This window comes from Frateuria sp. GZRe12 (genome assembly GCF_051900535.1).
Taxonomy (GTDB): domain Bacteria; phylum Pseudomonadota; class Gammaproteobacteria; order Xanthomonadales; family Rhodanobacteraceae; genus Frateuria_A.
The window spans coordinates 357,956-370,961 of sequence record NZ_JBHZGI010000001.1 but is presented as its reverse complement, the minus strand read 5'-3'; the positions used below and the strand labels follow the sequence as shown (position 1 = coordinate 370,961).

Sequence of the window (13,006 nt, the reverse complement as noted above, 5' to 3'; positions counted from 1 at the left end):
CCGGAAGAACCCATCGATCAAAGGACCGCAGTGCACGAACTTCCCTACGCCCACGGCACCCCACCGCTCACCGCGCGCCTGCGCGCCGCGCCTGAGGACTTCCTCGTCGAGGAAATCCTCGGCTACGACGCCGAGGGCTCGGGCGAGCATGCGCTGCTGTGGGTGGAGAAGCGCGGCGCCAACACTGACTGGGTGGCGCGCGAGCTGGCCCGCTTCGCCGGCGTGCCGCCGGTGGCCGTCGGTTACGCCGGCCTGAAGGACCGCCACGCGGTGACCCGGCAGGCCTTCACCGTGCAGTTGGCGGGCAAGCCGGACCCGGACTGGTCGGCCATCCCGCATGCGGAAGTGAAGGTGCTCGCCGCCACCCGGCACAACCGCAAACTCAAGCGCGGCGCGTTGCGCGGCAACCGCTTCGTACTGGTATTGCGTGAGGTGCAGGGCGATCGCACGGACGCCGAAAAGGTGCTGGCCGCCATCGCCGCGCGCGGCGTGCCCAACTACTTCGGCGAACAACGCTTCGGCCGCGAGGGCGGCAACGTGGCGCAGGCGCGGGCGATGTTCGCCGGTCGCCGTGTGGATCGGGACAAGCGCAGCTTCCTGCTTTCGGCGGCCCGCTCGCACATTTTCAATGGCGTGCTTGCGGCGCGGGTGGACCTGGGTACGTGGGACACCCCGATGGAGGGCGAGATTTGGTCGCTCGCCGGCTCGCGCTCGTGGTTCGGGCCGGAGCCGTTCGATGCCGCGCTGGCCGGGCGCCTGGCCAGCGGCGATATCCATCCGTCAGGCCCGCTCTGGGGCCAGGGCGAACCGCCGACCACCGCTGACGTCGGCGCCCTGGAGCGCGAGGCTGCCGCGCGCGACAGTGATCTGGCCGAAGGCCTCGCGGCAGCCCGCATGGACCAGGAACGGCGCCCCTTGCGCCTGATTCCCCGCCAACTGTCCTGGCGCTGGCTCGGCGAGGATGCGCTGGAACTGGCCTTCGAGTTGCCTGCCGGCGCCTACGCCACCGTCGTGGTACGCGAACTGGCGCAAGCCTGACATGGGCTGACGCCGGCCGCTCCTACAGAGCTCAGGCGTTTCTTAGCAGGACGACGACGGCACCGGTGCCACCCTGGGCGGGCTTGGCCGAAGCAAACGCCACCACGTCGTCGCGCCGGCGCAACAGGCGGTCCGTGAGCACCTTGAGCACCGGGCCGGCGGCCTTCGAGCGCAGGCCCTTGCCGTGCACGATGCGTACGCAGCGCAGGCCGTGCTGGCGGGCTTGGGCGAGGAAACTGGCGATGCTGGCCTGTGCGGCGGCGGCATTCATGTGGTGCAGGTCCAGTTCGTCCTGGATGCTGAACTGTCCGCGCTTGAGCTGGCGCAGCAGGCGCGGCGGATAGCCTTCGCGCAGGTAGCTGAGCTCCTCACCGATTTCCATCAAGGCGGGATCGAAGGCCAGCTCCAACAATTCACCAGGCACGGCGGCCTCGTCCGCTTCGAACATGTGCGCGCGCGGCTCCGGCCGGGGCGCGGGCGGCGGGGTCGCATCCACGCGGATCTCGCGCACTGGCCCGATTGCATCGCGGAACAGGCGGATGTCGTCCTCGTCGGGTTCGGCAGGGACTCGGCGCTTCTTCATGAGGCCATGCTAGAGACTTGCACGCGATTCGGGCAAACACACCGTATCAGCCGCCGGAGCGGTGAGGTGTCATATCGCGCGGCCGTGAAAGCGGGGCCCCGCTCCGGTAGACTCCAGAGGATTCGGAGCGCGCCTTCGGGGCCGCGCTCGTGCATCTGTTGACGGAACATCATGCGAGTCCTGGTAAGCAACGACGACGGCGTGGATGCCCCCGGCATCCGCGTATTGGCCGACTGTCTGGCAGCGGTGGGGCAGGTGACGGTGGTGGCACCTGATCGCGACCGTTCCGGCGCCAGCAATTCGCTCACCCTGGATGCGCCGATCCGTGCGTTGAAGATGGATGATGGGCGTTACCGCGTCGCCGGCACGCCGACCGATTGCGTACACCTGGCACTGGCCGGCCTGCTCGACCATGAGCCGGACATCGTGGTGTCAGGCATCAACAACTCGGCCAACCTCGGTGACGACGTCATCTATTCGGGCACCGTATCGGCGGCGATGGAAGGCCGTTTCCTCGGTCTGCCGGCGATCGCCGTGTCGCTGGCGAGCCGTGATCACAAGGGCGAGCACTACGACTCGGCCGCGCAGGCCGTCCTTATCCTGATGCGGCGCCTGCTGGTCGACCCGTTGCCGGCGGACACCATCCTCAACGTCAACGTGCCCGACCGGCCCTGGCACGAGATCCTCGGCTTCGAGGTCACGCGGCTGGGCAAACGGCACCGTTCCGCGCCTTGCATCGCGCAGACCGATCCGCGCGGCAAGCCGATCTGGTGGATCGGTCCTTCCGGTGGCGCCGAAGACGATGGTCCCGGAACCGACTTCGACGCGGTGCGCCGCGGCTACGTTTCGGTGACGCCGATCCACGTGGACCTCACCCGTTACGAGGCGCTGGAGAAAATCAGCGGCTGGATGCAGGCGATGACCGAGGCCATGGACGAGAAGGCGGCCTGACGATGACGATGAACATCCACCCGCTGCCGCCGTCGGCGTTCAAGGGCGAGGGAATGACCTCCCAGCGCGCGCGCGACCGGCTCGCCACCACACTCAAGGAAAGCGGCATTCGCGACCCGCGCGTGATCGAGGTGATCCGCAACACGCCGCGCCATCACTTCATCGACCAGGCGCTGCACTCGCGCGCCTACGAGAACACCGCGCTGCCGATCGGCCATGGCCAGACCATCTCCCAGCCGTGGGTGGTCGCGCGCATGACCGAGGCACTGCTGGAACACTTCAACGGTGGCGTGCCGCAGAAGGTGCTGGAGATCGGAACCGGCTCGGGTTACCAGGCGGTCGTACTGGCGGCACTGGTCGGGCAGGTGTTTACCGTCGAGCGCATCGAGGAGTTGCTGCGCCAGGCGCGGCGGCGCTTCCGTCAACTGGGCCTGGTCAACGTGCGCTCGCGCCACGACGACGGCAAGCTCGGCTGGCCGGACCAGGCGCCTTTCGACGCGATCATCCTCACTGCCGCAGGGGACGCGATCCCCAGCCAGGTACTCGACCAGCTTTCGCCCGAAGGCGTGCTGGTCGCCCCGGTCGGCTCGCCCAGCAGCCAGATGCTGTTGCGCATCCGCGGCAATGGGCAGGGTGACTTCATACAGGAAGAACTCGGCGCGGTCAGTTTCGTGCCGCTGCTCGGCGGCATCGGCTGATGCCACCTCTCCGGCGACAAGGAACCCACTAGATGCGCTTGTTTGGAACGCTCTACTCGCGTGCACTGATCTGGGCACGCGACCCGCGGGCTGTGTACTACCTCTGCGGACTGAGCTTCGTCGAAGCCTTCATCTTTCCGATCATGCCGGAGGTGATGCTGGCGCCGATGATGCTGGGCAAGCGGCAGAAGGCATTCTTCTACGCCAACATCAGCCTGCTGTTTTCGCTGCTCGGTTCGCTCGTGGGATACGCGCTGGGCCACTGGGCGTTCCAGGCGCTGCAGCCGCTGCTGGCTTCGCTGCACCTGCTGGAGCCGATCGAGCAGGGCGTAGCCAGCCTGCGCGCGCAGATGAACCAGCATTGGCTGGGCCTGCTGCTGGTGCTGGCGCTGGCCGCGCTGCAACCGGTGGTGCCGATGAAGTTCGTTACCTGGGCGTCGGGCATCGTGGGCGTGCCGGTGATCCCGTTCCTGCTCTGCATGGCGGTCGGGCGCGGCAAGCGCGTGTGGCTGCTGGCGCTCCTGATCCGCCTGTTCGGCGAGCGCGCCGAGCGGGTATTGCACAAGCACATCGAGCGCATCGGCTGGGCGGCGATCGTCGTGTTGGCGCTGCTGCTGGTGTGGTGGATCTGGCTGCGTTGAGCGGCGTGGCGCTTTTCGTGAAATCGGTGTGTCGGCTGGGTATGCTGGCCGGCATGACGAAATGGACGCGCTTCGCGGCGGCATGCTCGGCCGCGCTTCTCCTTGCCGCCTGTGGCCGGTCGGTCGTGGTCCAGCCCAATCGCGGCGCCACGACCCCGCGCACGCCGGCCGCCCCGACGCGGGTGGCCTCGGACAGCTATCGGGTGATGCGCGGAGACACGCTTTACTCGATCGCGTTCCGCCATGGAGTGGATTTCCGCGACCTGGCCGGATGGAACGGGATCGCGTCGCCGTACACGATCTGGCCCGGTCAGGTACTGCGGCTTTCGCCCGCCAGGGATCGCGTTGCAGGCACGCGAGGCTCGGTCACCTCCGCTCCCACGCGCCTGCCGGCACCGGTGGTCAAGCCGGTTCCCACACCGTCGCATCCGAGCGCGAGCGTGGTCGGGCCGGCTCCGGTTGCCGCCGTTCCTGTACCGCCAGTCGTGCCGGCGCCGAAGGGAGCGACCCGTACGGCGAGCGGGGTCAACTGGCGCTGGCCGGCCGACGGCACGCTGATCAAGAAATTCCAGGGCGGTGACGCGATCCCGGGCATCGAACTGGCCGGCAAGGCAGGCGATCCGGTGCGCGCCGCCGCCGATGGCGTGGTCGTCTACAGCGGCAATGGGCTGGTTGGTTACGGCGAGCTGATCATCATCAAGCACAACGACGACTTCCTGTCGGCGTACGGCCACAACCGCAAGCGGCTGGTGAAGGAAGGCCAACGGGTGAGCGCGGGGCAGCTGATCGCGGAGATGGGTTCGACCGGTGCATCGCGGGATGAATTGCAGTTCCAGATCCGGCGCGATGGCAACCCGGTCGATCCGCTCGACTACCTGCCGGCAAGGTAAATGTTGGTGGGCTGAAGCCCACCCAGCAATGTGCGCTCAGGGCGGGCTTCAGCCCGACGATTTGATCCCTGGCAGGATGAACGCGGCGACCACTCGCCGCCCCTCGCCAGCCAGCAGGTCGTAGGTGCGTGCCGCCGCCGCGTTGTCCATCACCTCGATGCCGATTCCCTTGCGCAGGAATCCGGCCATGAACGCGGCCGACGGAAATCGCTGCCGGTTGCCGGTGCCCAGGAGCACTACTTCCGGCTGGAGCTCGCGTACGGCGTCGCCGGCGCTTTCATCCAATGCCATGACATCGTCGATCGGCCAGGTTTCGACCACCCGGTCCGGCGCCAGCAGGAAACTCGCATCCAGCTCCCGGTCCATCACCGTGATCGACCGCTCGCTCACGCGGCGGATGAACAGGTAGCCCTCGGGGCGCTCGAGCGAAAGGTCCATCAGCGGGGCAGGGCGAGCTTGGGCTCGTCCTCGTTGCGGCGGAACAGGGTGACGGTATGGCCGATCTGCTGCACGCTCTCGGCACCGGTGCCCTCGGTGAGGAAGACGATCTGCGCCTCGCGCTCTTCCTTGTCCCCGCCGGAAAGCTTCACCTTGACCAGCTCGTGATGGCTGAGCGCCAGATCCAGTTCCTTGACCACGGCCGGTGTCGCCCCCTTGGCCCCGAGCAGGATCACCGGGTGCAGGTCGTGGGCGAGGCTGCGCAGGTAGCGGCGCTGGGAAGGGGAGATCGGCATGCGGGAAGCGTCCACAGTTCGCGGTCGGGGGGCCGTAAAGGGTATCATGCGGGCGTCTCCCCCCATCGGTGCCCCTGCCGCATGTCCCGCAGCAAAAGCAGCTCCCGATGGCTCCGGGAGCACTTCGACGATGTCTACGTGAAGAAGGCGCAAGCCGAAGGACTGCGCTCGCGCGCGGTATTCAAGCTGGAGGAGCTGATCGAACGCGACCGTCTGCTCAAACCGGGCATGCGCGTGGTCGACCTCGGCGCGGCGCCGGGCGGCTGGTCGCAACTGGTGCGTCAGCGCCTGGGCGACAACGGTACGGTGATCGCGCTGGACATCCTCCCTATGCAAGGCATTGCGGGCGTCGATTTCATCGAGGGCGACTTCCGCGAGGAAACGGTGTTGCGCCAGCTGGAAGAGCGCCTGGGCGGCCAGCCGCTCGATCTTGTACTGTCGGACATGGCCCCCAATATGAGTGGCGTGGCGTTGGCCGACCAGATTCGTGCGATGGACCTGGCCGAACTGGCGCTGGATTTCTCCCGGCAGTGGCTCAAGCCGGGCGGGGCGTTCCTGATCAAGCTGTTCCAGGGCGCCGGCTTCGACGACTACCTGCGCAACTTGCGCGCGCAGTTCGCGCGCGTAACCATGCGTAAACCCAAGGCTTCGCGCGCGCGTTCGCGCGAGGTTTATGCGCTCGCCACCGGCAAGAAGGCCGTGGGCGGGCAAACGGACGAGACCCGCGCATGAACGAAATGGCGAAAAACCTGTTGCTCTGGCTGATCATCGCGGTGGTCCTGCTGACGGTCTTCCAGAGCTTCAATCCGCACGGCGGCTCTTCGTCAGACCTGCCTTACTCGAGCTTCGTGCAGAGCGTGGACAGCGGCAACGTCGCGAGCGCCACGATCAGCGCCGACAACCCCGCCACCATCACCGGCAAGCTGAAAGACGGCAGCGCCTTCCGCACCGTCGCGCCCGTGCTCGGCTTTTCCACCAACGGGGTGGTCAAGCAGATGCAGGATAAAAACGTGGTGGTGACCCAGGAGCCGTCGAACAACGGCTTCTCGCTGCTGGGCCTGCTGGTCAACTGGCTGCCGATCATCCTGATCGTGGGCGTGTTCATCTGGTTCATGCGCCAGATGCAGGCCGGTGCGGGCGGGCGCGGGGCGATGAGCTTCGGTCGTTCGCGCGCCAAGCTGCAGGGCGAGGACCAGGTGAAGGTCAATTTCAGCGACGTCGCCGGTTGCGATGAAGCGAAGGAGGAAGTCGGCGAACTGGTCGAGTTCCTGCGCGACCCGGGCAAGTTCCAGAAGTTGGGCGGCAAGATTCCCCGCGGCGTGCTGATGGTCGGTCCGCCTGGCACCGGCAAGACATTGCTGGCCAAGGCGATCGCCGGCGAGGCCAAGGTGCCGTTCTTCTCTATCTCCGGCTCGGACTTTGTAGAGATGTTCGTGGGCGTGGGCGCCAGCCGCGTGCGCGACATGTTCGAACAAGCCAAGAAGCATGCGCCTTGCATCATCTTCATCGACGAGATCGACGCGGTCGGCCGCCATCGCGGCGCCGGCCTGGGCGGCGGCCACGACGAGCGCGAGCAGACCTTGAACCAGTTGCTGGTCGAGATGGACGGCTTCGAGGGCACCGAGGGCATCATCGTCATTGCCGCGACCAATCGCCCCGACGTGCTCGACCCGGCGCTGCTGCGCCCGGGCCGCTTCGACCGCCAGGTGGTGGTGGGACTGCCGGACGTGAAGGGCCGCGAGCAAATCCTCAAGGTGCACTTGCGCAAGGTCCCGACGGCCAGCGACGTCAACCCGATGGTGATTGCGCGCGGTACTCCCGGGTTCTCTGGTGCAGATTTAGCGAACCTGGTCAACGAGGCGGCCCTGTTCGCCGCACGCGAGAACGCGCGCGAAGTGCGCATGAGCCATCTGGACAAGGCTCGCGACAAGATCCTGATGGGCACCGAGCGCCGCTCGATGGCCATGAGCGAGGACGAGAAGCGCCTGACCGCCTTCCACGAGGCAGGCCACGCCATCGTCGGTCGCCTGGTGCCCGAGCATGACCCGGTCTACAAGGTCACCATCATCCCGCGCGGTCGCGCGTTGGGCGTGACCATGTACTTGCCGGAGGCGGACAAGTATTCGATCAACCGCGTGGCGATCGAATCGCAGCTCTGCTCGCTCTACGGTGGTCGCGTGGCAGAGGAGCTGATCTTCGGAGCCGACAAGGTCACCACCGGCGCTTCCAACGACATCGAGCGGGCCACCAAGATGGCGCGCAACATGGTCACCAAGTGGGGTCTTTCCGACGAGCTCGGCCCGGTCACCTACGGCGAGGACGAGGATGAAGTGTTCCTGGGGCGCTCGGTCACGCAGCACAAGAACGTTTCCAACGAGACGGCCCGGCGCATCGACGAAGTGGTGCGCGACATCCTCGATCGCGCCTACGCGCGTAGCAAGCGGCTGCTGACCGACAACCTGGACAAGCTGCATGTGATGGCTGACGCGCTGCTGCAGTACGAGACCATCGACGCACGCCAGATCGACGACATCATGGCCGGCCGCGAGCCGGGCGAGCCAGCCGATTGGTCCAAGCCGACCTCGGGTGGTCCGGTGCCGCCGAACCTGCCGCCGCGCGGCGACGCCGGCTCGCCCAAGCTCGGTGATCCGGCCACCCAGCCACACGGCTGACGGCAATCGCTTCCTCTCCTGCGTAGCAGGGGCAGGGATGATGCTGGTGCAGCAGCCTGCTCTGTTTGGACGTCCAAACATTTGCGGGTTGGCGAGAGACGAAAAATCCTCGCTTCGATGAAGCGAAGATTTTTTGAAAAAGGTGTTGACGCAACCGCGTCGAATCTGAATAATTCCGCTTCTTGCTTCGGCACCCACCGCTTCGGCGGCGATGCCACGGCAAACCAGTTTTACCGCGCGCCCGTAGCTCAGTTGGATAGAGTACCAGGCTACGAACTTGGTGGTCGGGAGTTCGAATCTCTCCGGGCGCGCCACTTGTACCGCAAGTCATGGTGTTTGTCGTGACTTGTCCATCGGCGCCGAAGGCACGGATGGGACCGGAAGGGAATCTCCGGTGCGCTGGATACGGATTGACGAGGTGAAGCGTCGCCCGTAGCATTCGAGGGCTTCGGTACGCGAAAAGCGTTCCACGGATCTGCTACGGGGTATAGCTCAGTCTGGTAGAGCGCCAGCTTTGGGAGCTGGATGTCGGGGGTTCGAATCCCTCTGCCCCGACCAGCAGGCGTTATGCTTTCGACATGCGCCTGTAGCTCAACCGGATAGAGCATCGGCCTTCTAAGCCGACGGTTGCAGGTTCGATTCCTGTCGGGCGCGCCAGCTTCCTTAGAGTTTTATGGTGGGCGTAGCTCAGCTGGTTAGAGTCCCGGATTGTGATTCCGGATGTCGTGGGTTCGAATCCCATCGCTCACCCCAATTTGCAAGTTTCAAGGGCCGTTAGCTCAGCTGGTAGAGCAGTTGACTCTTAATCAATTGGTCGTAGGTTCGAATCCTACACGGCCCACCAATCAAAACAGGCGCTCGGGGAACCGGGCGCCTGTTTTCTTTTGGGGCGGGCGTTGTCCCACCAGGGGAAAAGGACCGGGGTTGGGAGGGTGTCTCGATCGAACGTTTCGCTCCGGTTGCGGGCCGATTCTTGGCGCTGGCCCCGACCCTCGCCTCTGTGCGAGGTGAAGAGCGAACCTTGCCCTGCGGGCGGCGCCATCATCCAAAGCCGCGCTTGTGCTGCCCCGCCGCGCAACCGTAAAATGCCCTGCTTTGGCGCAAGGGAATCATCGACTTAGCGGGGCGGGGCGCTTGGGCCGATTTCCGTTCGGAATCCGCCGCTTCCAGTCCGCGGGCGCGACGCGAAAGTGGCGGAACTGGTAGACGCACCAGATTTAGGTTCTGGCGGGTAACCCCCGTGAGGGTTCGAGTCCCTCCTTTCGCACCATTCCCTTTCAGTTTATGCAAGGCCGGCCCGCACGCCGGCCCATCACGAGAGTCACCAGGAGTCGTCATGCAGTTTTCGGTTGAGAACGTCGGCAAGCTCGAGCGCAAGCTCACGGTGCGGTTCCCGGCGGACCAGTTGGAGTCGCAGGTCAGTGCGCGCATCGCCGAGATGGGCCGCACGGTGCGCCTGAAAGGTTTCCGTCCGGGCAAGGTGCCGGCGACCGTGATCCAGCAGCGCTTCGGTTCGCAGGTCCGCGGCGAAGTGTTGTCCGACATGATCGGCAGCACCCTGCGCGAGGCCTTCGAAAAGGAAAACCTGCGCCCGGTTGCCAACCCCTCGATCGACACCACTGGCAAGCCGGAGAACGGCGAGATCGCCTATACCGCCACCTTTGAAGTGATGCCGGAGTTCCCCGAGATCGATGTTGCCGGGCTGGAAGTCAGCCGCCCGGTCGCCGAAGTGACCGACGCCGACATCGAGAAGATGATCGAAACCCTGCGCCTGCAGCGCCGCAGTTTCGATGAGGTCGAACGCGCCTCGGCCGAGGGTGACTTCGTGATGTTCGAGTACGCCGCCACCGCGGGCGACTACCGCTTCCCGGCCGAAGGTCTGGAGCGGGCCGGCAGCGTGCTCGGTTCGGGCACGCTGTTCAAGGCGCTGGATGAGGCGCTCACCGGTCGCACGGCAGGCGATGAGTTCGAGAGCGAAATCACCTTCCCGGAAGACTTCGGCAATCCCCAACTTGCCGGCAAGACCACGCAAGTCAACTTCAAGATCATCAAGGTGCAGGCGCCGCAGCTGCCCGAGGTGAACGAGGAGTTCGCCCAACTGTTCGGCATCGCAGACGGCAACCTGGACACCTTCCGCAAGGAAGTCCGCGCCAACCTCGAGCGTGAGCTCAAGGCTACCCTGATGGGTCGTCTGAAGGCCGAGGTGGCCGAAAAGCTGGCCGACGCCCATGGTGAACTGGACGTCCCGCACCTGATGGTCCAGTCCGAGGCGCGCAACCTCGCCGCCGGCAGCGTGCCGCGTGGTCAGCAGCCGCCGCCGCAGCTCGTCGAGGCGGCTGTCCCGATGGCTCGCAAGCGCGTGATCGCGGGTCTCCTGATGGGTGAGATCGCCCGCAAGCAGGAACTGAAGATCGACCGCAAGCGAGTGGCCGAACAGCTGGCCGCCATCGCCTCGACCTACGAGGAGCCGGAGAAGGTCGTTGAACTCTACAACGCCGACCCCCAATTGATGTCTGGGCTGCAAAACCGCGTCATGGAAGACCAGGTGGCCGAGTGGGTGGCGGAACATGCCAAGACCACCGAAAAGCACTTGGGCTTCGACGAAGTGATGCGCCCGGCCGGCGCCTGAGCGACACTGCCAGGCACCATCATCAGGCCCGCCTGAAGGCGGGCCTCATCCGGAGAACAAGCACGCATGGCCATGGCCCCGATCCAGAACCTCAACCTGGTGCCGATCGTCGTCGAGCAGACCGCTCGCGGCGAGCGGTCCTATGACATCTATTCGCGCCTGCTGAAGGAGCGGGTGATCTTCCTGGTCGGCGAGGTCAATGACCAGGTCGCCAACGTGCTGATCGCGCAGATGCTGTTCCTGGAGTCGGAAAATCCGGACAAGGACATCCATTTGTACATCAACAGTCCCGGTGGCGCGGTCACCGCGGGCTTGGCGATCTACGACACGATGCAGTTCATCAAGCCCGACGTCAGCACCATGTGCATCGGCCAGGCGTGCAGCGCTGGCTCGCTGCTGCTGATGGCTGGCGCCAAGGGTAAGCGTTTCTCACTGCCCAACTCGCGCATCATGATCCACCAGCCTTCCGGCGGTGCCCAGGGACAGGCAACCGACATCGAGATCCAGGCGCGCGAGATCCTCTACATTCGCCAGCGCCTGAACCAGCTCTACGTTGACCACACCGGCCAGCCGCTGGAGAAGATCGAGCGCGACATGGAGCGCGACCGTTTCATGAATCCGGTGGAGGCCAGAGACTACGGCCTGATCGACCAGGTGCTCGACCGCCGCGGCGTCGAAACCGTCAAGTCTGCCTGACTTCAGTCCACCTGATTCTGGCCGATTAGATCGCCAGGAAGCATGCTCCGCGCAGGCGCAAGCAGGCGCGGAGCCCTGTGCTATTCTGGCGCCGCAACCGAAACACAGCAGGACCTGATATGAGCGACGAGCGGCAGGGCCGTTCCAACGACAGCGGCAAGATTCTCTACTGCTCCTTCTGCGGCAAGAGCCAGCATGAAGTGCGCAAGCTGATCGCGGGTCCATCCGTGTTCATCTGCGACGAGTGCGTGGAGCTCTGCAACGACATCATCCGCGAGGAACTGGAGGAGAAGGCCGCCTCCGGGCGCAGCCATCTGCCCAAACCCCGCGAGATCATGGAAACCCTCGACCAGTATGTGGTCGGCCAGACTCGCGCCAAGAAGGCGCTGGCAGTGGCCGTGTATAACCACTACAAGCGCATGGAATCGCGCCAGAAGAGCGATGAGGTCGAGCTTGGCAAGTCCAACATCCTCCTTATCGGCCCGACCGGTTCGGGCAAGACGCTGCTGGCTGAAACGCTGGCGCGCCTGCTCAATGTGCCGTTCACCATCGCCGACGCGACCACGCTGACCGAAGCGGGCTACGTGGGCGAGGATGTCGAGAACATCATCCAGAAGCTCCTGCAGAAGTGCGACTACGACGTCGACAAGGCGCAGTCGGGCATCGTCTACATCGACGAGATCGACAAGATCTCGCGCAAGAGCGAAAACCCGTCGATCACCCGGGACGTTTCGGGCGAAGGCGTGCAGCAGGCGCTGCTTAAGCTGATCGAGGGCACGCTGGCCTCGGTGCCGCCGCAAGGTGGGCGCAAGCATCCGCAGCAGGAGTTCCTGCAGGTGGACACCAAGAACATCCTGTTCATCTGTGGTGGCGCGTTCGCGGGCCTCGAGAAACTGATCCAGCAGCGTTCGGAGACCACCGGCATCGGCTTCTCGGCCGAAGTCCGTTCGAAGGAGCGCACTGAGAACCTGGGCAAAGTACTGGCCGAAGTCGAGCCGTCCGACCTGGTCAAGTTCGGCCTGATCCCGGAATTCGTCGGCCGCTTGCCGGTCGTGGCGACGTTGGACGAGCTGGACGAGCCAGCGCTGGTGAAGATCCTCACCGAGCCGAAGAATGCGGTTACCAAGCAGTTCCGCCGCCTGTTCGAGATGGAAGGCGTCGAGCTCGAGTTCCGTCCGGAGGCGCTGCAGGCGATCGCCAAGAAGGCGCTCAAGCGCAAGACCGGCGCGCGCGGCCTGCGCACCATCCTGGAGCAGGTGCTGCTGGACACCATGTACGAGCTGCCGTCGCTGGAGCACGTCAGCAAGGTGGTGGTGGACGATGCGGTGATCGAAGGCCAGGCGGAGCCCTACCTGATCTATCGCGGCAATCTGCAGCAGCAGCGCGTGGCAGGTGAGGGCGGCGACGCTGCCTGACCGAGGCGAAGCGTCAAAAATCAGCGGCCCCGGCAATTGCCGGGGCCGTTTGTTTTTTG

At 65.4% G+C, this 13,006-nt stretch carries 13 protein-coding genes and 6 tRNA genes; 16 read left to right on the top strand and 3 right to left on the bottom strand.

What is annotated here, in order from left to right; all coding sequences use genetic code 11:
• The first annotated feature begins 30 nt into the window (after nt 1-30).
• The gene (gene truD / locus ACFWZ4_RS01650) at nt 31-1,038 is read left to right on the top strand and encodes a tRNA pseudouridine(13) synthase TruD (RefSeq protein ID WP_439703018.1); all 1,008 of its coding nucleotides are present in this window, start codon (nt 31-33) and stop codon (nt 1,036-1,038) included.
• 31 nt (nt 1,039-1,069) lie between these two features.
• Here truD and ACFWZ4_RS01645 read toward each other — a convergent pair whose 3' ends face one another.
• The gene (locus ACFWZ4_RS01645) at nt 1,070-1,621 is read right to left on the bottom strand and encodes a Smr/MutS family protein (protein WP_439703017.1); all 552 of its coding nucleotides are present in this window, start codon (nt 1,619-1,621) and stop codon (nt 1,070-1,072) included.
• 171 nt (nt 1,622-1,792) lie between these two features.
• Between ACFWZ4_RS01645 and surE the strand changes: the two genes are divergently transcribed.
• The 4 genes from surE to ACFWZ4_RS01625 are packed head-to-tail and all read left to right on the top strand — an operon-like array spanning nt 1,793 to nt 4,801.
• Complete coding sequence (gene surE / locus ACFWZ4_RS01640) at nt 1,793-2,572, top strand: 5'/3'-nucleotidase SurE (RefSeq protein WP_439703016.1); 780 nt, start codon at nt 1,793-1,795, stop codon at nt 2,570-2,572.
• 8 nt (nt 2,573-2,580) lie between these two features.
• Nucleotides 2,581-3,270 carry a protein-L-isoaspartate(D-aspartate) O-methyltransferase gene (locus ACFWZ4_RS01635; RefSeq protein ID WP_439703760.1) on the top strand — a complete coding sequence of 230 codons (690 nt, stop codon included), beginning with the start codon at nt 2,581-2,583 and terminating at the stop codon, nt 3,268-3,270.
• Nucleotides 3,271-3,302: 32 nt separating this feature from the next.
• Nucleotides 3,303-3,911 (top strand): YqaA family protein, encoded by a 609-nt coding sequence (locus ACFWZ4_RS01630; RefSeq protein WP_439703015.1) that lies wholly within the window; start codon nt 3,303-3,305, stop codon nt 3,909-3,911.
• Between the two features lie 41 nt (nt 3,912-3,952).
• Nucleotides 3,953-4,801 (top strand): peptidoglycan DD-metalloendopeptidase family protein, encoded by an 849-nt coding sequence (locus tag ACFWZ4_RS01625; protein ID WP_439703759.1) that lies wholly within the window; start codon nt 3,953-3,955, stop codon nt 4,799-4,801.
• Between the two features lie 48 nt (nt 4,802-4,849).
• On the opposite strand, the gene ACFWZ4_RS01620 is transcribed toward ACFWZ4_RS01625, so the two are convergent.
• Both ACFWZ4_RS01620 and yhbY read right to left on the bottom strand, forming a co-directional pair.
• Nucleotides 4,850-5,239, bottom strand: coding sequence for an Mth938-like domain-containing protein (locus tag ACFWZ4_RS01620; protein ID WP_439703014.1), 390 nt, complete (start codon nt 5,237-5,239; stop codon nt 4,850-4,852).
• Entirely contained in the window at nt 5,239-5,535 is a 297-nt protein-coding gene (gene yhbY / locus ACFWZ4_RS01615) for a ribosome assembly RNA-binding protein YhbY (protein WP_231325401.1), read from the bottom strand. Before yhbY ends, ACFWZ4_RS01620 begins: the two co-directional genes overlap by 1 nt.
• A gap of 81 nt (nt 5,536-5,616) precedes the next feature.
• Here yhbY and rlmE point away from each other — a divergent pair, with 81 nt between their 5' ends.
• The 11 genes from rlmE (at nt 5,617) to clpX (ending at nt 12,947) form a co-directional block, all read left to right on the top strand.
• Entirely contained in the window at nt 5,617-6,267 is a 651-nt protein-coding gene (gene rlmE / locus ACFWZ4_RS01610) for a 23S rRNA (uridine(2552)-2'-O)-methyltransferase RlmE (RefSeq protein WP_439703013.1), read from the top strand.
• On the top strand, nt 6,264-8,207 hold the full coding sequence (gene ftsH, locus ACFWZ4_RS01605) for an ATP-dependent zinc metalloprotease FtsH (protein WP_231325405.1): 1,944 nt from the start codon (nt 6,264-6,266) through the stop codon (nt 8,205-8,207). Before rlmE ends, ftsH begins: the two co-directional genes overlap by 4 nt.
• A 237-nt stretch (nt 8,208-8,444) precedes the next feature.
• Nucleotides 8,445-8,521 (top strand) — tRNA-Arg (locus ACFWZ4_RS01600).
• 167 nt (nt 8,522-8,688) lie between these two features.
• Nucleotides 8,689-8,765: transfer RNA gene (locus ACFWZ4_RS01595), tRNA-Pro, on the top strand.
• A 22-nt stretch (nt 8,766-8,787) separates the two neighbouring features.
• Nucleotides 8,788-8,864 (top strand) — tRNA-Arg (locus tag ACFWZ4_RS01590).
• A gap of 19 nt (nt 8,865-8,883) precedes the next feature.
• Nucleotides 8,884-8,960: transfer RNA gene (locus tag ACFWZ4_RS01585), tRNA-His, on the top strand.
• Nucleotides 8,961-8,975: 15 nt separating this feature from the next.
• Nucleotides 8,976-9,051, top strand: a tRNA-Lys gene (locus ACFWZ4_RS01580).
• Nucleotides 9,052-9,391: 340 nt separating this feature from the next.
• A tRNA-Leu gene (locus tag ACFWZ4_RS01575) sits at nt 9,392-9,477 on the top strand.
• A 66-nt stretch (nt 9,478-9,543) separates the two neighbouring features.
• Nucleotides 9,544-10,836, top strand: a complete 1,293-nt coding sequence (tig, locus tag ACFWZ4_RS01570; protein ID WP_439703012.1) for a trigger factor — start codon at nt 9,544-9,546, stop codon at nt 10,834-10,836.
• 66 nt (nt 10,837-10,902) lie between these two features.
• The gene (clpP, locus tag ACFWZ4_RS01565; protein WP_231325409.1) at nt 10,903-11,532 is read left to right on the top strand and encodes an ATP-dependent Clp endopeptidase proteolytic subunit ClpP; all 630 of its coding nucleotides are present in this window, start codon (nt 10,903-10,905) and stop codon (nt 11,530-11,532) included.
• Between the two features lie 119 nt (nt 11,533-11,651).
• The gene (gene clpX, locus ACFWZ4_RS01560; RefSeq protein ID WP_209623092.1) at nt 11,652-12,947 is read left to right on the top strand and encodes an ATP-dependent Clp protease ATP-binding subunit ClpX; all 1,296 of its coding nucleotides are present in this window, start codon (nt 11,652-11,654) and stop codon (nt 12,945-12,947) included.
• Nucleotides 12,948-13,006: the final 59 nt, after the last annotated feature.